Origin of the sequence: Streptomyces sp. NPDC051109, assembly GCF_044455885.1 — a bacterium.
Lineage (GTDB): Bacteria > Actinomycetota > Actinomycetes > Streptomycetales > Streptomycetaceae > Streptomyces.
In genome coordinates this window covers 505,121-521,733 of sequence record NZ_JBITFF010000001.1, presented here as the reverse complement: position 1 = coordinate 521,733, position 16,613 = coordinate 505,121, and the positions used below count along the sequence as shown (strand labels likewise).

At 73.0% G+C, this 16,613-nt stretch carries 15 protein-coding genes; 8 read left to right on the top strand and 7 right to left on the bottom strand.

The genetic code is table 11. The annotated features are described in order from the left end of the window. Positions 1-11 precede the first annotated feature (11 nt). Positions 12-611 carry a methyltransferase domain-containing protein gene (locus tag ACIBAD_RS02205; RefSeq protein WP_134068247.1) on the bottom strand — a complete coding sequence of 200 codons (600 nt, stop codon included), beginning with the start codon at positions 609-611 and terminating at the stop codon, positions 12-14. A 157-nt stretch (positions 612-768) separates the two neighbouring features. Here ACIBAD_RS02205 and ACIBAD_RS02200 point away from each other — a divergent pair, with 157 nt between their 5' ends. From ACIBAD_RS02200 to ACIBAD_RS02180, 5 genes are all read left to right on the top strand, one after another. Beyond that, positions 769-1,608, top strand: a complete 840-nt coding sequence (locus ACIBAD_RS02200; RefSeq protein ID WP_398903785.1) for an MHYT domain-containing protein — start codon at positions 769-771, stop codon at positions 1,606-1,608. A gap of 102 nt (positions 1,609-1,710) precedes the next feature. Then, complete coding sequence (locus ACIBAD_RS02195) at positions 1,711-4,332, top strand: nitrate- and nitrite sensing domain-containing protein (RefSeq protein ID WP_398903783.1); 2,622 nt, start codon at positions 1,711-1,713, stop codon at positions 4,330-4,332. After that, on the top strand, positions 4,332-4,775 hold the full coding sequence (locus ACIBAD_RS02190; protein ID WP_030158074.1) for a roadblock/LC7 domain-containing protein: 444 nt from the start codon (positions 4,332-4,334) through the stop codon (positions 4,773-4,775). The genes ACIBAD_RS02195 and ACIBAD_RS02190 overlap by 1 nt, the downstream gene beginning before the upstream one ends. Then, positions 4,772-5,173: a DUF742 domain-containing protein gene (locus ACIBAD_RS02185; RefSeq protein WP_134068245.1), complete on the top strand. Its 402-nt coding sequence runs from the start codon at positions 4,772-4,774 to the stop codon at positions 5,171-5,173. The genes ACIBAD_RS02190 and ACIBAD_RS02185 overlap by 4 nt, the downstream gene beginning before the upstream one ends. Next, the gene (locus ACIBAD_RS02180; RefSeq protein ID WP_398903780.1) at positions 5,173-5,856 is read left to right on the top strand and encodes a GTP-binding protein; all 684 of its coding nucleotides are present in this window, start codon (positions 5,173-5,175) and stop codon (positions 5,854-5,856) included. Before ACIBAD_RS02185 ends, ACIBAD_RS02180 begins: the two co-directional genes overlap by 1 nt. Positions 5,857-5,900: 44 nt before the next feature. On the opposite strand, the gene ACIBAD_RS02175 is transcribed toward ACIBAD_RS02180, so the two are convergent. After that, positions 5,901-6,329: a PPOX class F420-dependent oxidoreductase gene (locus tag ACIBAD_RS02175; RefSeq protein WP_398903778.1), complete on the bottom strand. Its 429-nt coding sequence runs from the start codon at positions 6,327-6,329 to the stop codon at positions 5,901-5,903. A gap of 107 nt (positions 6,330-6,436) precedes the next feature. Here ACIBAD_RS02175 and ACIBAD_RS02170 point away from each other — a divergent pair, with 107 nt between their 5' ends. Further along, the gene (locus ACIBAD_RS02170; protein ID WP_030158066.1) at positions 6,437-6,835 is read left to right on the top strand and encodes a roadblock/LC7 domain-containing protein; all 399 of its coding nucleotides are present in this window, start codon (positions 6,437-6,439) and stop codon (positions 6,833-6,835) included. Between the two features lie 175 nt (positions 6,836-7,010). Further along, positions 7,011-7,874, top strand: a complete 864-nt coding sequence (locus tag ACIBAD_RS02165) for a DUF6397 family protein (RefSeq protein ID WP_398903776.1) — start codon at positions 7,011-7,013, stop codon at positions 7,872-7,874. On the opposite strand, the gene ACIBAD_RS02160 is transcribed toward ACIBAD_RS02165, so the two are convergent. The 3 genes from ACIBAD_RS02160 to ACIBAD_RS02150 all read right to left on the bottom strand — a co-directional run bounded on the left by ACIBAD_RS02160 (position 7,838) and on the right by ACIBAD_RS02150 (position 11,849). Continuing rightward, positions 7,838-8,239 (bottom strand): YchJ family protein, encoded by a 402-nt coding sequence (locus ACIBAD_RS02160; protein WP_398903774.1) that lies wholly within the window; start codon positions 8,237-8,239, stop codon positions 7,838-7,840. The two genes, ACIBAD_RS02165 and ACIBAD_RS02160, sit on opposite strands and share 37 nt — an antisense overlap. Before the next feature lie 78 nt (positions 8,240-8,317). Further along, the gene (locus ACIBAD_RS02155) at positions 8,318-9,220 is read right to left on the bottom strand and encodes an acyl-CoA thioesterase II (RefSeq protein ID WP_134068242.1); all 903 of its coding nucleotides are present in this window, start codon (positions 9,218-9,220) and stop codon (positions 8,318-8,320) included. A gap of 106 nt (positions 9,221-9,326) precedes the next feature. After that, positions 9,327-11,849, bottom strand: coding sequence for a DEAD/DEAH box helicase (locus ACIBAD_RS02150; protein ID WP_134068241.1), 2,523 nt, complete (start codon positions 11,847-11,849; stop codon positions 9,327-9,329). A 145-nt stretch (positions 11,850-11,994) separates the two neighbouring features. Between ACIBAD_RS02150 and ACIBAD_RS02145 the strand changes: the two genes are divergently transcribed. Continuing rightward, positions 11,995-12,786: a metal-dependent hydrolase gene (locus tag ACIBAD_RS02145; RefSeq protein WP_134068240.1), complete on the top strand. Its 792-nt coding sequence runs from the start codon at positions 11,995-11,997 to the stop codon at positions 12,784-12,786. A 111-nt stretch (positions 12,787-12,897) separates the two neighbouring features. Here ACIBAD_RS02145 and ACIBAD_RS02140 read toward each other — a convergent pair whose 3' ends face one another. Next, positions 12,898-14,679: an ABC transporter ATP-binding protein gene (locus ACIBAD_RS02140; protein ID WP_398903770.1), complete on the bottom strand. Its 1,782-nt coding sequence runs from the start codon at positions 14,677-14,679 to the stop codon at positions 12,898-12,900. After that, the gene (locus ACIBAD_RS02135; RefSeq protein WP_134068238.1) at positions 14,676-16,514 is read right to left on the bottom strand and encodes an ABC transporter ATP-binding protein; all 1,839 of its coding nucleotides are present in this window, start codon (positions 16,512-16,514) and stop codon (positions 14,676-14,678) included. Before ACIBAD_RS02135 ends, ACIBAD_RS02140 begins: the two co-directional genes overlap by 4 nt. Positions 16,515-16,613 lie beyond the last annotated feature (99 nt).

The window sequence follows — 16,613 nt, the reverse complement described above, 5'->3', positions numbered from 1 at the left end:
GGAGGGGCCGGTCAGGTGCGGCGCAGCGCGAGCGCCAGGAAGCGGGCGTCCTCGTCGGCGTACGAGGTCATGTCCCAGCCCGAACCGGCCAGCAGCGGGCCCAGGTTGTGCTCGGCGCGCATGTCGTCCGGCGTCAGCTCGCGGCCCTGCCGCGCCGCCAGGGCCGCCCGTCCGATGGGGTGGAACAGGGCGAGCCGGCCGCCGGGGCGGACGACGCGGGCGAGCTCGCGCAGGTTCGCCTCCGGATCGGGCAGGTGCGCGATGAGCCCGGCGGCGAACACGGCGTCGAGCACCCCGTCGCGCAGCGGCAGCCGCGCCACGTCCGCGAGCAGCAGCGCGCCCTCGGCGTCCCGCCCGGCCCGCCGTGCGGCGGCGAGCATCTGCGGGGTGAGGTCCGCGCCGAGCACCGTGCCGGCCGGGCCGACTGCGGCGCGCAGCGCGGTCAGCGCCCGCCCGGTGCCGCAGCCCGCGTCGAGGACGCGGTCCCCGGGGCGCAGGCCGAATTCGGCCACGGCCGCGGTGAAGGCGGGCCCGTCCGCCGGGAACTTCCGGTCCCAGTCGGCGGCGCGCGTCCCGAAGAACTCCTGCACGTGCGTGTGGTCTTCGCTCATGTGAACATGATCCCCCATGGGCTCCGCGCGGTGCGTGCGCAAGGTGGCACGTGGCGTGATCGATGGCGAACGTAGCTCTGTCATATTCCAGCAGTTCCAGCTGCTTTCGAAATGCGCCCCTTGTTCGTGCCCTCACCCGGACTAGCGTCCCGGGGCCATGGGACACCTCGACCACGCGGCCTATGGCTGGCTGACACCCGTACTGTCATATGTGATGGCATCCATCGGCGCTGCCCTCGGGCTGCGCTGCACCGTCCGCGCCCTCGCCGCGACGAACGGATCCTCCCGCCGCAACTGGCTCCTCACCGCGGCCTCGGCCATCGGCACCGGCATCTGGACGATGCACTTCGTCGCGATGCTCGGCTTCAACGTCACCGGTACCGAGATCCACTACAACGTGCCGCTGACCATTCTCAGCCTCCTCGTCGCCGTGCTCGTCGTCGGCGCCGGGGTGTTCGCCGTCGGCTACGGCAGGGCCCGTGGCCGCGCCCTGGTCCTCGGCGGGCTCACCACCGGCCTCGGCGTCGCCAGCATGCACTACCTCGGGATGGCCGCCCTGCGCCTGCACGGCAGCGTCTCCTACGACCCGCTCACGGTCGGGCTCTCGGTCGCCATCGCCGTCGTCGCGGCCACCGCCGCGCTGTGGGCCGCGCTGAACATCAAGGCCCCGGTCGCGGTAGCCGTCGCCTCGCTCGTCATGGGCGCCGCCGTCAGCAGCATGCACTACACCGGGATGCTGGCGGTCGCCGTCAACGTGGCCCCCTCGGACCAGGCGCTGGCGGGCGCCACCGCGATGCAGTTCATCTTCCCGCTCGCCGTCGGGCTCGGCTCGTACCTGTTCATCACCTCCGCGTTCGTCGCGCTCTCCCCGACGGCAGACGAGCGCGCGGCCTCGGCGTCGGCCGCCCGGCATCTGGGCGGGCGGGCACCCGCCTCGGCACCGGCGTCGACGCACGCGCCGGCGGCGTCCGCGGTACCGCCCGCGGCGGCCCGCTGATCTGCGGGCCTGCCGATCTGGCGGCCTGCCGATCCGCCGATCCGCCCAACTGTCGAACCGTCCCGAACCACTCCGCTGGACCGCATCCGGAACGAGGAGCCCATGCGCACACCCCGCAGACCACCGGCAGCGGCGCCGCAGCTGCCCGCGCCCCCGGCGCGCGGCCGCCGGGCGCACGCCGGACCGCCCGCCGAGGAACCGGCAGCGCCGGAGGACGGGCGGCCCGGCGGACCCGGTCCGGCGAGGGCGGCCGCCGCCGACGGCCGGCCCCGCCGACCGGGTCTGCGGCCGAGGCTGCGCCCCGCCTCCGTCCGCGCGAAGATCGTGTCGCTCCTGATGGTCCCGGTCGTCTCGCTGCTCGCCCTCTGGGGCTTCGCGACCGTCAGCACCGCCCAGGACATCGCCCGGCTCACCCGCGCCCAGCGGGTCGACGAGCAGATCCGCACCCCCCTCGCGGCCGCCGTCACCGAGCTCCAGGCCGAACGGCGCGCGGCCGTCCGCTACCTGGCCGATCCCGCCTCCGACCAGGGCGCCGCGCTCGAACAGCAGGCGCGGCGCACCGACGCCGCCGTCCGGCGGCTCCGGCTCGGCGACCGGCACACCGTCGCCGAGTCCGGCGACCACCGCACCGCCGTCGTGGTCCGCGTCGGCGCCTTCGTGGCCGCGGCGGAGGGACTCGGCGCCACCCGCAAGGACGTCACGGACCGGCGGGCGACCCAGGACTCGGCGTACGAGACCTACACGCGCGTGGTCGACGGCGCCCTCGCCGTCGACGGCTCCCTCACCGGCGGCGCGGAGGCCGAACTCGGCGCCGATGCCCGCGTCCTGCTCGAATTCGCCCGAGCCGGGGAGCTCCTCTCCCGCGAGGACGCGCTGATCGCCGCACCCGGACCGCGTACCGCCGAAACGCTTCGGCGCCTCACCGGGGTCATCGAAACCCGCCGCGCCCTCACCGCGGGCAGCGCCGACGACCTGCCCGCCGCCCAGCAGGCCGCCTGGCAGTCCGTCGCGAAGAGTGCCGCCTACGCCGAGCTGACCGCAGCCGAGGACCGGGTGCTCACGGCCGGGGCGGCCTCGGGATCCGCCCCTGGACCCGCCACCGGATCCGCCACCGGGCCGGCCAAGGACGCGGCCCGCGGCGCGCCCGCCGGCTGGGACGCCGCCTACACCGGCATCAGCACCTCGATGCGCGAGATCGGCGCCGCCGCGCACGCCGGAGCCGTCGACCGCACCGACCCCCTCGCCCAGGGCGGCCTCAGCCCCGCCGGAGCGGCCGTACTGCTGGGCCTCGCCGCAGTCGCCGCCTCCCTCGTCATCTCGGTGCGCATCGGCCGCGCCCTCGTCGTGGAGCTCGTCTCGCTGCGCAACACCGCGCTGGAGATCGCCCACCGCAAGCTGCCGCACGCCATGGACCGGCTGCGGGCCGGCCAGGACCTCGACGTCGAGGCGGAGACCCCGCCCCCGCCGCCCGCCGACGACGAGATCACCCAGGTCGGCGAGGCCCTCGCCACCGTCCACCGGGCGGCCCTGAGCGCCGCGGTCGAGCGTGCCGAGCTCGCCAGCGGGGTGAGCGGCGTCTTCGTCAACCTCGCCCGTCGCAGCCAGGTCCTGGTGCACAAGCAGCTCACCCTGCTCGACTCGATGGAGCGGCGCGCCGACGACCCCGGCGAACTCGGCGACCTCTTCCGCCTCGACCACCTCACGACACGGATGCGCCGGCACGCCGAGAGCCTGATCATCCTGTCCGGGGCCGCCCCCGGGCGGGCCTGGCGGATGCCGGTCCCGCTGACGAACGTCGTACGGGCCGCGGTCTCCGAGATCGAGGACTATCCGCGCGTCGAGGTCCGCCAGCTGGCCGAGGCGGCCGTACTCGGCGGCGCGGTCGCCGACCTCACGCACCTCCTCGCCGAACTCATCGAGAACGCCACCCAGTTCTCCCCGCCCCACACCAAGGTCCGCGTCAGCGGCGAGCCCGTCGGCGCCGGATACGTCCTGGAGGTCGAGGACCGCGGGCTCGGCATGGGCCGCGAATCCCTCCACGAGGCCAACCGGCGCATCGAACAGTCCGAGGCCCTCGACCTCTTCGACAGCGACCGGCTCGGGCTCTTCGTCATCAGCCGGCTCTCGGCCCGGCACGGTGTCCGGGTGCACCTGCGGACGTCGCCGTACGGGGGCACGACCGCCGTGGTGCTCCTGCCGAACTCCCTGCTCCAAGGCGCGATAGAGACCGGCTCAGGGCAGGCGAAGGCACCCGCCCCGGTCCCCGCCCCGGCCCCGGCTCCGGTCCCCGCCCCGGCCCCGGCTCCGGAGGAGCTCTTCGAGCCCCCGGCGCAACCGCGGGAGCCGGCGCCGCCCGCGATGACCGTCGTACGCAAGGACGCACGCCGTGCGGCGGTACGGGAGGAACCGCGCGGCATCCCGGCGCCGGAGCGGAGCCCCGTACGGGAGGACGAGCCGCACCCGGCGCCGGTGGCCCCCCTGCGGGCGCGGGGTACCGCGGGCGCGGCGGTCACCGAACTGCCGCGCCGCGTGCGCCAGGCCAGCCTGGTCCCGCAACTGCGCGAGGCCCCCGCCCCGAAGGCCCCGGCCGGGGCGCGCCCGCCCGAGGACCCGCCCGGGCGCAGCCCGGAGGAGACCCGGGACCGGATGGCGTCCTACCGGGCCGGCTGGGTCCGCGGCGCCCAGGAGAACTCCGACCACGCAGGCAGCGAAGGAGAAGTGTGATGATCGAACACCAGAGATTCAATCCTGACGGGATCCGCAGGTCCGGCGAACTGGACTGGCTGTTGGACGATCTGGTGGTCCGGGTCCGCGAGGTCCGGCACGCCGTGGTCCTGTCCAACGACGGTCTGGCGGTGGGGGCGTCCAGCGCGCTCAGCCGGGAGGACGCCGAGCACCTGGCCGCCGTTGCCTCCGGCTTCCACAGTCTCGCGAAGGGCGCGGGGCGGCACTTCCACGCCGGGGGCGTGCGCCAGACGATGGTGGAGATGGACGAGGGGTTCCTCTTCGTCGCGGCCGCCGGGGACGGCTCCTGCCTGGCCGTGCTGAGTGCTGCGAGCGCCGACATCGGGCTGATCGCGTACGAGATGGCCCGGCTCGTGAAGCGGGTCGGGGAGCACCTCTACACTCCGCCCCGGTTCGCGGCGCGGCCGCCGGCCGCGGGCTGAGAGCGGCGGTCCGGTACGTGAACGGCCAGTGGTACGACGCCGACGCGGGCCCGCTCGTCCGTCCGTACGCCATGACGGGCGGGCGTACGAAGCCGGGACCCCACGGGGTGCGGTTCGACCTGATCGCGCTGGTCGTCGTCGACGGCGAGGGCGGGGACGCGGCGGCCGAGTCCCTGCTCGGCCCCGAACACCGGGCGCTGCTGGGGCTCTGCCGGTCCGAGACGCAGTCGGTGGCGGAGCTCGCCGCGGACGCGGACCTGCCGGTGGGCGTGGTGCGGGTGCTGCTCGGCGACCTGTTGGAGGGCGGGCACGTCAGGGTGAGCCGGCCGGTGCCGCCCGCCCGTCTGCCGGACGAGCGGATTCTGCGTGAAGTCATCGAGGGATTGCGAGCGCTGTGATGGGACAACACCACGACGGAACCGGCGGACGGGCCTCTGTGCCCGACCCGGAGACGGATCTCGATCCGGGTGCGGATCCCGAGGCCGACGGGGAACTGGCTGCTCTCGCGCTGAAGATACTCGTGGCGGGCGGGTTCGGCGTCGGCAAGACGACGCTGGTCGGCGCGGTGAGCGAGATCCGGCCGCTGAGGACGGAGGAACTCCTCAGCGAGGCGGGCGAACTGGTCGACGACACGGGCGGGGTCGCGCAGAAGACGACCACGACCGTGGCCATGGACTTCGGGCGGATCACCATCCGGTCCGGGCTGTCGCTCTACCTGTTCGGGACGCCGGGGCAGGACCGGTTCTGGTTCCTGTGGGACGAGCTGTCGCAGGGCGCCCTCGGTGCGGTGGTGCTCGCGGACACGCGGCGGCTGGAGGACTGCTTCCCGGCGGTGGACTACTTCGAACACCGGCGCATCCCGTTCGTGGTGGCCGTCAACTGCTTCACGGAAGCGCGGCGGTACGGGTCGCACGAGGTGGCGCGGGCACTGGACCTGGAGTCGGGGACCCCGGTGGTGCTGTGCGATGCGCGGGACAAGGACTCGGGGAAGGAAGTGCTGATCAGGCTGGTCGAGTACGCCGGGCGGGTGCACACCGCCCGGCTGCTGGACTCGGTGGAGCCGCAGGCCGATTCCGTGTGAGGGGGCGGGTGGCAGGGAGGGAGGGGGCGGGGGCGGTGCCCGCGTCAGTGGGTCACGCCGTCGACGGAGATCACCTTGTCGATGGGGACGCGGACGAGGAGTTCGCCGGTGACGGCGTTGCGGCGACCGTAGGCCGCGGCGCGCTCCTCACCCATGTAGCGGGCGGCGATGCGCGTCGCCCAGGGGAGCATCTCCTGCAGGTCCTCGCCGATCTCGGCGCGCCCCTGGAGGACGACGTAGGAATACGGCGGACGGTCGTCGTCCACGCAGAGGGCGACCCGGCCGTCGCGCAGCAGGTTGCGTCCCTTCACCGTGTCCTTGCCGGTGTTGAACACGAAGGCGTCGCCGTCCAGGACGAACCAGACGGGTGCGACGTGCGGGCTGCCGTCCTCGCGGACGGTGGACAGCTTGCCGGTGCGGGTCCCGTACGAGACGAACGCCCGCCATTCCTCTTGAGTCATCTTCTTCGCCATGGGGACATCCTCCTTGCCCGAAAGGCGCTGGTGGGGAAGGCTGACGGCATTTACTACGAGGGGTGGGGCGCGGCCACGCCGGCGGCGTCGACGGGGAGGGGCTCGAAATGGCACTGGACAAGCAACTCGACTGGCTGCTCGACGATCTGACGCGCAGGGTCCAGCAGGTCAGGCACGCGGTGGTGCTCTCCAACGACGGTCTGGTGACGGGTGCGAGCGCGGGGCTCGCCCGGGAGGACGCGGAGCACCTGGCGGCGGTGGCGGCGGGGTTGCAGAGTCTGGCCAAGGGGTCGGGCCGGCATTTCCGGGCGGGCGAGGTACGGCAGACGATGGTCGAGTACGACGACGGGGCCCTGTTCGTCATGGCGGCCGGTGCGGGGAGTTCGCTGTGCGTGCTGAGCGCCGCCGAGGCCGACATCGGCCAGGTCGCGTACGAGATGACGCTGCTGGTCAACCGGGTGGGGGAGCACCTCGGAGTGGCGGAGCGGCGGATCACCGGGGGCTGAGGCCTTCCGGATCCAGGCGTCTGCCGGCTCGCAGGGTTGCCGGAACGCCGGAACGCCGGGACGCCGGGTTGCCGGAACGCCCGGTTCCTGAGTTATCCACAGGCCTCGCAGGGTGTCGTAGCGCTGGGTTACGGTCTTCACACAGAGTAATCGTCTCGTGTGGGGGAGGACCGTCATGGAGGTCGCGACGCAGGTCTTGTCGGAGGTACGGGGGCAGGCCCTGCCGATGGTGGGGGCGGCCGGGCCGTCGGGGGTGGCGGGGGCGGACCTGCCGCCGGATGCGGCGGTGGGCGGTGCCCGGGCGGCCGGGGAACTGAGGCTGACCCGGACCGAGTTCGCCAGGGCAGTGCAGCTGGGCATCGTACGGGCCGGGCCGCCGGCGCCGGGAGGGGCCGCGCGCTACACGCGGGCCGAGCTGGAGCGGATCCGGTCGGCCGAGGGATTTCCGGACGCGCTGCGCGAGCGCGTCGAGACCGTGGCCGGAGCCGAGGCCGCCGGCGTGCTGCTGGGCGTCAGTCCGGGCCGGTTCACCCGGCTCGCGCGCTGCGGGCACATCACCCCGGTCGGCTACCGGATCAACCGCTACCGGGTCGTGGTGTGGCTCTATCTGACCGCGGAGTTAAGGGAGTTCGCTGACCGGGAGCCGGGGATGCTGCGCGGGAGCGCACCCCCGGCCGACCGGGAGCTGCTGGCCGCCAAGGCGGATCTGCGACCGCGGAAGTGGCGGGGGCGCTATGTGGGGCTGCTGCTGAGACGAACCGCCGACCCTTGGGAGCGGGCCGCCGTGCTCGCCTCCGTCCTCCCGGAGGAGGAACTGCGGGAGGCCGTGCCCGATCCGGCGGAGCGGATCGTGCTGGCCGCGCTCGCCCCGCCCCCGCCGTACGGGCACCCGCAGATCCCGGCCGCGGCGGCCGTGGCGCTCCGGCTGCTGCGGGCGCAGCCTCCGGACGAGGTCCACTGGTACCGCACCAGCCTGGACTTCGCGCTGACCGGGGCCCGCGGTCAGTCGAAGTCGACGGGGGACAGGGGGCCGACGTAGACCCAGGCGCCGGCCTCCCGGGTGAAGGCGCTGTGCTCGTGCAGGGAACCGGTGTGCCCGCCCTCGCGGTAGTACGCCCGGAACTCCACCGAACCCTCCGTCTCGAACATCCCGCCGCGTTCGGTGGCGAGGATCTCCAGGCGCTCCCAGCGCTGGCCGGGGTCCAGATCGAGCCGGCCGGGCCGCGTGCTCGGATGCCAGGAGCGCAGCAGGTAGGAGGTGTCGCCGACGGCGAACGCGCTGAACCGTGAGCGCATCAGCAGCTCGGCGGTGGGCGCCTGCTGGGCACCGGAGTGGAAGCGGCCGCAGCACTCCGGGTAGGTGGCGGGCAGCCCGCAGGGGCAGGGGAGGGCCGGGGTGGGCATGGGTGCGCTCAGCTCTTCGTGGACGGGACGGACTGCCGGGCCGGCGGAGTCCTGCGGACTGCCGGAAGGGGTGGGCTGCTACTGGGGTGACACGGGCGGCTTGGCCGCGTTCTCGGCGTACGGGCGGAAGAGCCCCTCCTGGACCACGGAGACCAGCAGCCTGCCCTCCAGGTCGTAGATGCGGCCACGGGCCAGGCCCCGGCCGCCGTGCGCGATGGGCGACTCCTGGTCGTACAGGAACCACTCGTCGGCGCGGAACGGCCGGTGGAACCACATGGCGTGGTCCAGGGAGGCCATGTCGAAACCGCGCATGCCCCACAGGGGCTCCACCGGAATGCGCACGGCGTCGAGGAGGGTCATGTCACTGGCGTAGGTGAGGGCGCACGTGTGCACCAGCGGGTCGTCGCCCAGCGGGCCGACGGCGCGCATCCACACCGCGCTGCGCGGGTCGGCGTCCTTGAGCTCCTCCGGAGTCCAGCGGAGCCGGTCCGTGTACCGGATGTCGAACGGCTGGCGGCGGGCCATCCGCTCCAGCGCCTCGGGCAGCGCGCCCAGGTGTTCGCGGATCTCGTCCGCGACCTTCGGGAGCGTCTCCGGGTGGGGGAAGTCGAGTCGGGGAGGCAGTTGGTGCTCGATGCTGCCCTCCTCCGGATGGTGGAAGGAGGCGGTGAGATTGAAGATCGTCTTGCCTTGCTGGACCGCGGTGACGCGCCGCGTGGTGAAGGACCGCCCGTCGCGCACCCGCTCCACCTGGTACACGATCGGCACCCCGGGGATGCCGGGGCGCAGGAAGTACGCGTGCAGCGAGTGGACCGGGCGGTCGCTCTCGGTGGTGCGGCCTGCGGCCACCAGGGCCTGGCCGGCGACCTGCCCGCCGAAGACCCGCTGGAGGGATTCCTGCGGGCTGGCGCCGCGGAAGATGTTGACCTCGATCTGCTCCAGGTCGAGCAGATCGACGAGTCTCTCGGCGGGATTCGTCATCAGAGGTTCTCCACTGTCGGGTCTGGGCGGAGCCGGCGGGAAACCGGCGTCGGCGGTGCCGGTCGCTTGCGGGTGGGGTTCCCCCCGGCCGGAGTCCGGGGGGAGTTCAGAGCGCGCCGAGCTCACCGACCGAGGTCAGCCGGATGATCGCACGGCCTTCCTCGTCGGAAGCCGCGAGGTCGACCTCGGCGCTGATGCCCCAGCCATGGTCCCCGTTCGGGTCCGCGAAGGTCTGGCGGACGCGCCACAGGCCGTGCGCCGGGTCCTCCTCGATCTGGAGCAGCTTCGGGCCGCGGGCGTCGGGGCCGGTTCCCAGGTCGTCGTACTCGTCCCAGTACGCGTCCATGGCATCGCCCCAGGCGTCGGCGTCCCAGCCGGACTCGGCGTCCAGTTCGCCCAGCTGGTCGACGTGGTCCAGGGCGGCGAGCTCCACCCGGCGGAACATGGCGTTGCGGACCAGGACGCGGAAGGCGCGGGCGTTCGCCGTGACCGGCTTGACCTGGTCGGCCTTCTCCTGGGCCTGCTCCGCCGTCTCCACCTCGGGGTTCGCCAGCTGCTCCCACTCGTCGAGCAGGCTGGAGTCGACCTGGCGGACGAGCTCGCCCAGCCAGGCGATGAGGTCCTGGAGGTCCTCGGACTTGAGGTCGTCGGGAATGGTGTGGTCCAGCGCCTTGTACGCGCTCGCCAGGTAGCGCAGCACGATGCCCTCGGTGCGGGCGAGTTCGTAGAAGGAGGTGAACTCGGTGAAGGTCATCGCGCGCTCGTACATGTCGCGGATGATCGACTTCGGGGAGACCGGGTGGTCGCCGACCCACGGGTGGCTCTTGCGGTACACGTCGTAGGCGTGGAAGAGGAGCTCTTCGAGCGGCTTGGGATACGTGACGTCCTGCAGACGCTCCATCCGCTCCTCGTACTCGATCCCGTCGGCCTTCATCGCGCCCACGGCGATGCCGCGCTCCTTGTTCTGCTGCGCGGCCAGGATCTGGCGCGGGTCGTCCAGGGTGGACTCGACCACGGAGACCATGTCCAGCGCGTAGGAGGGGGAGTCCGGGTCCAGCAGCTCGAAGGAGGCCAGCGCGAAGGTGGACAGCGGCTGGTTGAGCGCGAAGTCCTGCTGGAGGTCGACGGTGAGCCGGATGGTACGGCCCTCCGCGTCCGGGGTGTCGAGCTTCTCGACCACGCCTCCGTCCAGCAGCGAGCGGTAGATCGCGATGGCCCGGCGGATGTGCCGCAGCTGCGCCTTGCGCGGCTCGTGGTTGTCCTCCAGGAGGTGGCGCATCGCCTGGAAGGCGTCGCCCGGGCGGGCGATGACCGACAGCAGCATGATGTTGGTGACCTTGAAGCGGGAGGTCAGCGGCTCCGGGTCGGCGGCGATCAGCTTCTCGAAGGTGGTGTCCGACCAGGCGACGAAGCCCTCGGGAGCCTTCTTGCGCACCACCTTGCGGCGCTTCTTCGGGTCGTCGCCGGCCTTCGCGAGGGCCTTCTCGTTCTCGATGACGTGCTCGGGCGCCTGGGCGACCACGTAGCCCGCCGTGTCGAAGCCGGCCCGGCCCGCGCGGCCGGCGATCTGGTGGAACTCGCGGGCGCGCAGCGTGCGGACCCGGTTGCCGTCGTACTTGGTGAGCGCGGTGAACAGGACCGTGCGGATCGGGACGTTGACGCCGACACCGAGGGTGTCGGTACCGCAGATCACCTTCAGCAGGCCGGCCTGGGCCAGCTTCTCGACCAGGCGCCGGTACTTGGGCAGCATGCCGGCGTGGTGGACGCCGATGCCGTGCCGGACGTAGCGGGAGAGGTTCTGGCCGAACTTGGTGGTGAAGCGGAAGTTGCCGATCAGATCGGCGATCTTGTCCTTCTCCTCGCGGGTGCACATGTTGATGCTCATCAGCGACTGCGCCCGCTCGACCGCCTGGGCCTGCGTGAAGTGCACGATGTACACCGGGGCCTGCCGGGTCTCCAGCAGCTCGGTGATCGTGTCGGTGATCGGCGTCGTGACGTACTCGTACGACAGCGGCACGGGCCGGGTCGCGGAGCGGACCACCGAGGTCGGCCGGCCGGTGCGCCGGGTCAGGTCCTCCTCGAACCGCTTCATGTCGCCGAGCGTCGCCGACATCAGGACGAACTGCGCCTGCGGCAGCTCCAGCAGGGGGATCTGCCACGCCCAGCCGCGGTCCGGCTCGGCGTAGAAGTGGAACTCGTCCATCACGACCTGGCCGATGTCGGCGTACTTGCCGTCGCGCAGGGCGATGGACGCCAGCACCTCGGCGGTGCAGCAGATCACCGGGGCGTCCGCGTTCACGGAGGCGTCGCCGGTCAGCATGCCGACGTTCTCGGTGCCGAAGAGCTTGCACAGGTCGAAGAACTTCTCCGACACCAGCGCCTTGATCGGGGCGGTGTAGAAGGTCACCTTGTCCTGGGCGAGGGCGGTGAAGTGCGCGCCCGCCGCGACGAGGCTCTTGCCGGAGCCGGTCGGGGTGGACAAGATCACGTTCGCCCCGGAGACGACCTCGATCAGTGCCTCCTCCTGAGCCGGGTACAGGGTGATGCCCTGATCCTCCGCCCACGAGGAGAAAGCCTCGAAGAGGGCGTCGGGGTCGGCGTTCGGCGGGAGCTGATCAATGAGGGTCACACCCCCCATCTTGCCTGGCTTCCCGCCGGAAGAGGGAACCGGCGGACGGATCGAAGATCACCGCCGGTACGCTGTGCCGTTGACCGGGCCCGAACGAAACCGTCAACAGGGCCCGACCACCACACGACTGGGGCGGGGAACGACCATGATGGGTCCGGCGCACTCACTGTCCGGGGCGGCAGCCTGGCTGGGGGTGGGAGCGGCGGCCGCGGCCGCCGGGCACCCGATGCCCTGGCCGGTCCTCGTCGTCGGCGCGCTCATCTGCGCCGGCGCGGCCCTCGCCCCCGACCTGGACCACAAGTCGGCGACGATCTCGCGCGCCTTCGGCCCGCTGTCCAAGGTCCTGTGCGAAGTGGTCGACAAGATCTCCTACGCCGTCTACAAGGCCACCCGCGCCCCGAAGGACGCCCGCCGCACCGGCGGCCACCGCACCCTGACGCACACCTGGCTCTGGGCCGTCCTGATCGGTGGCGGATCCTCCGCGCTGGCGGTCACCACCGACCGCTGGGGCGTGCTCGTCCTGCTCTTCGTCCACCTGGTCCTGGCCGTCGAGGGCCTGCTGTGGCGGGCCGCCCGGATGTCCAGCGACGTCCTGGTCTGGCTGCTGGGCGCCACCAGCGCCTGGATCCTGGCCGGCTTCCTGGACCAGCCCGGCAACGGCGCCGGATGGCTGTTCACCGACCCCGGCCAGGAATACCTCTGGCTCGGCCTGCCGATCCTGCTCGGCGCCCTGGTCCACGACATCGGCGACGCCCTGACCGTCTCCGGCTGCCCCATCCTGTGGCCCCTCCCGATCGCCGGGAAGCGCTGGTACCCCATCGGCCCGCCCAAGGCCATGCGCTTCCGGGCCGGCAGCTGGGTCGAGCTCAAGGTGCTCATGCCCGTGTTCATGCTGCTCGGCGGCATGGGCGGAGCCTCCGCCCTCGGCTTCATCTAGGTCATCGTCCAGGAGCCCGTCGGCACGGCGAAGGCCCCGGCAGGGCGAAGGCCCCGGCCCCCGCGCTGCGGCGGGGGACCGGGGCCTCGTACGGCAGGCGACGCCGGCCGGTCAGCCGTGCCAGGAGCGCCACAGCGCCGCGTACGCGCCGTCCGCCGCGACCAGCTCGTCGTGCGAGCCCAGTTCGCTGATCCGGCCGCCCTCGACCACCGCGATCACGTCCGCGTCGTGCGCGGTGTGCAGCCGGTGCGCGATCGCGATCACCGTACGGCCGTCCAGCACCCGGGCCAGCGAGCGCTCCAAATGCCGCGCGGCCCGCGGGTCCAGCAGCGAGGTCGCCTCGTCCAGCACCAGCGTGTGCGGATCCGCCAGCACCAGCCGGGCCAGCGCGATCTGCTGCGCCTGCGCCGGGGTCAGCGCCGTACCGCCCGAGCCCACCTCGGTGTCCAGTCCGGTCTCCAGCGCCCGGGCCCACCCGTCCGCGTCCACCGCGCCCAGCGCCGCCCACAGCTCGGCGTCATCGGCCCCGGTGCGCGCCAGCCGCAGGTTGTCCCGCAGCGAGCCCACGAACACGTGGTGCTCCTGGTTGACCAGCGCCACCTGCTCGCGCACCCGCTCCGCGGGCATCCGCGCCAGCTGCGCCCCGCCGAGGGTGATCTCACCGGTCCGCGGCGCGTAGATGCCCGCCAGCAGCCGGCCCAGAGTGGACTTGCCCGCCCCCGAGGGTCCGACCAGCGCCATCCGGGTGCCCGGCGGCACGGACATGGACACCTGGTGCAGCACGTCCACGCCCTCCCGGTAGCCGAAGCGCACCTCGTCGGCCCGTACGTCCCGCCCCGCCGGGGAGACGCCCGCGTCACCCGCGTCCGGCTCGATCTCCCGTACGCCCACCAGGCGGGCGAGCGACACCTGGGCGACCTGCAGCTCGTCGTACCAGCGCAGGATCAGGCCGATCGGATCGACCATCATCTGCGCCAGCAGTGCACCGGTGGTCAGCTGTCCCACGGACATCCAGCCCTGGAGCACGCAGTAGCCGCCGATCATCAGCACGGAGCCGAGGATCGTCACGAAGGTGACGTTGATGACGGGGAAGAGGACCGTCCGCAGGTACAGCGTGTACCGCTCCCACGCCGTCCACTCCTTGATCCGCTGCTCCGACAGCGCGATCCGGGCCGACCCGAGGCGGTGCGCCTCGACCGTGTGCCCGGCGTCCACCGTCTCGGTGAGCACGGCGGAGACCGCCGCGTACCCGGCCGCCTCCGAGCGGTACGCCGACGGCGCCCGCCGGAAGTACCAGCGGCAGCCGATCACCAGCACCGGCAGCGCCACCAGCGCGGCCAGGGCCAGCGGCGGCGCGGTCACCGTGAGCGCCCCGAAGAGCAGCCCCACCCAGACCACGCCGATGGCCAGCTGAGGCACGGCCTCGCGCATCGCGTTGGCCAGCCGGTCGATGTCGGTGGTGATCCGCGACAGCAGGTCACCGGTGCCGGCCCGCTCCAGCACGCCCGGGGGCAGGCCCACGGACCGCACCAGGAAGTCCTCGCGCAGATCGGCCAGCATCTCCTCGCCGAGCATCGCGCCGCGCAGCCGGACCAGCCGCACGAAGAACGTCTGGACCACGAGGGCCAGCGCGAACAGCAGTGCCACGCGCCCCAGATGGAGCTCGCGGGCCCCCGCCGCCAGCTGGTCCACGACGCGGCCCAGCAGGTACGGGCCGACCATGGAGGCGGTCACCGCGGCCGCGTTGACCGTCACCAGCACCACGAAGGCCCGCCGGTGGCGGCGGAACAGGCCGCGCACATAGTCCCGTACGGTCGCCGTCGTGCCCACGGGCAGGGTGGCGGCCGATGCGGGGGCCGCCGGATCGTATTGCGGCGGCGCCACGCCGATCATGCGGATTCCTCGATCTCTGTGAGTGCTTCTTCCAGCCGGGTCAGCTCCAGTCGGGCCACCCGCTGTTCCTCGTCGGTCTCGCGGGTGACGACCGCCCGGTAGAGCGGTTCGCCGTGCAGCAGTTCGCGGTGCGTACCGGTCGCGGCGACCGCGCCCTCGTGGATCAGGACCACCCGGTCGGCTCGGTCCAGGAGCAGGGGCGAGGAGGCCAGTACCACCGTCGTGCGCCCGGCGCGCAGTGCGGTGATCCCGTCCGCGATCCGTGCCTCGGTGTGCGAGTCGACCGCAGAGGTCGGTTCGTCCAGGACCAGCACCTCCGGGTCGGTGGCCAGGGACCGGGCCAGCGCGAGCCGCTGGCGCTGGCCGCCGGAGAGGGACCGGCCGCGCTCGGTGATCCGCGCGTCCATCGGGTCCTCCACCCCGTCCGGCGCCGACTGCAGCAGCGCCTCCAGGACGTCCGCGCACTGGGCGGCGGCCAGCGCCGCCCCGGGCTCGACCGCTCCGGACGCCGGTACGGCGAACAGCTCGCGCAGCGTCCCGGACAGCAGCACCGGGTCCTTGTCCTGCACGAGGACCAGGGTGCGCGCGGTGTCCAGGGCGAGCTCGTCCAGGGCGACCCCGCCCAGCAGCACCGAGACCCGCTCGGCCGCCGGGCCGTCGTCCGCCGGATGCCCGCCGAGGCGCTCGGCGAGCCGGCCCGCCAGGTCCGGATCCCCGCACACCACGGCGGTGAACCGGCCCGCCGGGGCCAGCAGTCCCGTCGCGGGGTCGTACAGGTCCCCGCCCGGGGCCGGAGCCTGCGGGATCCCGGCGTCCGGCGCCTTGGGCTCGGGGGCGTCCGTACGCGTCAGCGACAGCACCCGCGCCGCCCGCGCAGCGGAGGGCCGGGAGAAGGAGTACGCCATGGCGATCTCCTCGAAGTGCCGCAGCGGGTAGAGCATCGTGGCCACCGCGCTGAAGGCGGCGACGAGTTCGCCGACCTCCAGCCGGCCGTCCAGCACGAGCACGGAGCCGTACCAGACCACGGTGATCAGCAGGGCGCCCGGGAGCAGCACCTGGATCGCGGAGATCAGCGCCCACATCCGGGCGCTGCGCACGGCGGCCTTGCGGACCTCCTGCGAGGCCTCGCGGTAGCGGCCCAGGAACAGCTCCTCGCCGCCGATGCCGCGCAGCACCCGCAGGCCGGCGACGGTGTCGGAGGCGAGTTCGGTGGCCTTGCCTGCCTTCTCGCGCTGGACGTCGGCGCGCCGGGTGGCACGCGGCAGCAGCGGCAGTACGGACAGGGCCAGCACGGGGACGCCGATGGCGACGACCACGCCGATCGCGGGCGCGTAGAACAGCAGGCCGACGCAGATGGCGACGACGGAGAAGGCGGCGGCGAGGAAGCGGGAGACCGCCTCGACGAACCAGCCGATCTTCTCCACGTCGCCCGTGGAGACCGCGACGACCTCGCCCGCCGCGACCCGCCGGGTCAGGGCTGAGCCCAGTTCGGCGGTCTTGCGGGCGAGCAGTTGCTGCACCCGCGCGGCGGCGGTGATCCAGTTGGTGACGGCGGTCCGGTGGAGCATCGCGTCGCCGACCGAGATGGCGACGCCGATCAGTGCCAGCAGCGCGCCGACCAGCAGCAGTCCGGTGCCGTCGCGCCGGACGACCGCGTCGACGCCCAGGCCCACCGCGTACGGCAGCCCGGCGACGCCGCCGAAGTGCACCAGTCCCCAGCACAGGCTCTTGGCTTGTCCGCCGAGTTGGCCGCGTCCCAGCCACACCAGGAATCGCGGGCCGGAGCGGGCGTCCGGGACTCCGGGATCCGGATAGGGAAGATCGCTGATCTGCATGACGCCCCATGACTGGTCGAGTGGTCCAAACCGTGCAAGGTTCGCCTTCCCGACCGGTCCGGGGCAATCGATTTTGCGTTGGCCAAGGCGCTACGCAGC

What these genes read in the sequence shown, in the direction of transcription:
- ACIBAD_RS02195 (WP_398903783.1), top strand. Translation starts at nt 1,711, where the DNA reads ATGCGCACACCCCGCAGACCACCGGCAGCGGCGCCGCAGCTGCCCGCG.
- ACIBAD_RS02135 (WP_134068238.1), bottom strand. Translation starts at nt 16,514, where the DNA reads ATGCAGATCAGCGATCTTCCCTATCCGGATCCCGGAGTCCCGGACGCC.
- ACIBAD_RS02190 (WP_030158074.1), top strand. Translation starts at nt 4,332, where the DNA reads ATGATCGAACACCAGAGATTCAATCCTGACGGGATCCGCAGGTCCGGC.
- ACIBAD_RS02165 (WP_398903776.1), top strand. Translation starts at nt 7,011, where the DNA reads ATGGAGGTCGCGACGCAGGTCTTGTCGGAGGTACGGGGGCAGGCCCTG.
- ACIBAD_RS02155 (WP_134068242.1), bottom strand. Translation starts at nt 9,220, where the DNA reads ATGACGAATCCCGCCGAGAGACTCGTCGATCTGCTCGACCTGGAGCAG.
- ACIBAD_RS02180 (WP_398903780.1), top strand. Translation starts at nt 5,173, where the DNA reads ATGGGACAACACCACGACGGAACCGGCGGACGGGCCTCTGTGCCCGAC.
- ACIBAD_RS02200 (WP_398903785.1), top strand. Translation starts at nt 769, where the DNA reads ATGGGACACCTCGACCACGCGGCCTATGGCTGGCTGACACCCGTACTG.
- ACIBAD_RS02170 (WP_030158066.1), top strand. Translation starts at nt 6,437, where the DNA reads ATGGCACTGGACAAGCAACTCGACTGGCTGCTCGACGATCTGACGCGC.
- ACIBAD_RS02205 (WP_134068247.1), bottom strand. Translation starts at nt 611, where the DNA reads ATGAGCGAAGACCACACGCACGTGCAGGAGTTCTTCGGGACGCGCGCC.
- ACIBAD_RS02145 (WP_134068240.1), top strand. Translation starts at nt 11,995, where the DNA reads ATGATGGGTCCGGCGCACTCACTGTCCGGGGCGGCAGCCTGGCTGGGG.
- ACIBAD_RS02140 (WP_398903770.1), bottom strand. Translation starts at nt 14,679, where the DNA reads ATGATCGGCGTGGCGCCGCCGCAATACGATCCGGCGGCCCCCGCATCG.
- ACIBAD_RS02160 (WP_398903774.1), bottom strand. Translation starts at nt 8,239, where the DNA reads ATGCCCACCCCGGCCCTCCCCTGCCCCTGCGGGCTGCCCGCCACCTAC.
- ACIBAD_RS02175 (WP_398903778.1), bottom strand. Translation starts at nt 6,329, where the DNA reads ATGGCGAAGAAGATGACTCAAGAGGAATGGCGGGCGTTCGTCTCGTAC.